Origin of the sequence: Allobosea sp. ASV33, from assembly GCF_016428755.1 — a bacterium.
Taxonomy (GTDB): domain Bacteria; phylum Pseudomonadota; class Alphaproteobacteria; order Rhizobiales; family Beijerinckiaceae; genus Allobosea.
Genome location: NZ_JAELTI010000323.1, coordinates 1 through 304, shown reverse-complemented (window position 1 = coordinate 304; position 304 = coordinate 1). Strand labels below are relative to the sequence as shown.

The 304-nt window shown below is 77.3% G+C and carries 1 pseudogene; it reads right to left on the bottom strand.

Going from position 1 to position 304, the window contains the following annotated elements:
* A pseudogene (locus JHD80_RS27865) lies at positions 1 to 304 on the bottom strand (TolC family outer membrane protein); the annotation flags it as partial.

Here is a 304-nt window from a genome sequence, read left to right as displayed (position 1 = left end):
CCCCCCCCCCCCCCCCCCCCCCCCCCCCCCCCCCCCCCCCCCCCCCCCCCCCCCCCCCCCCCCCCCCCCCCCCCCCCCCCCCCCCCCCCCCCCCCCCCCCCCCCCCCTTTACAAGCAGAAGACGGCAAACGAGATCGCGCCTAGAGTCTCGTGGGCTCGGAGATGTGTATAAGAGACAGGCCGTGATGCGCGGACGGTAGCCCGCCTTCGCCTGCGGCACGTTCTCGTCGGTCGCGCGGACGGAGGCGCGCTGCGCGTTGAGCGTCGGATTGGCAGAGTAGGCCCGCGCGAGCGCGGCATCCAT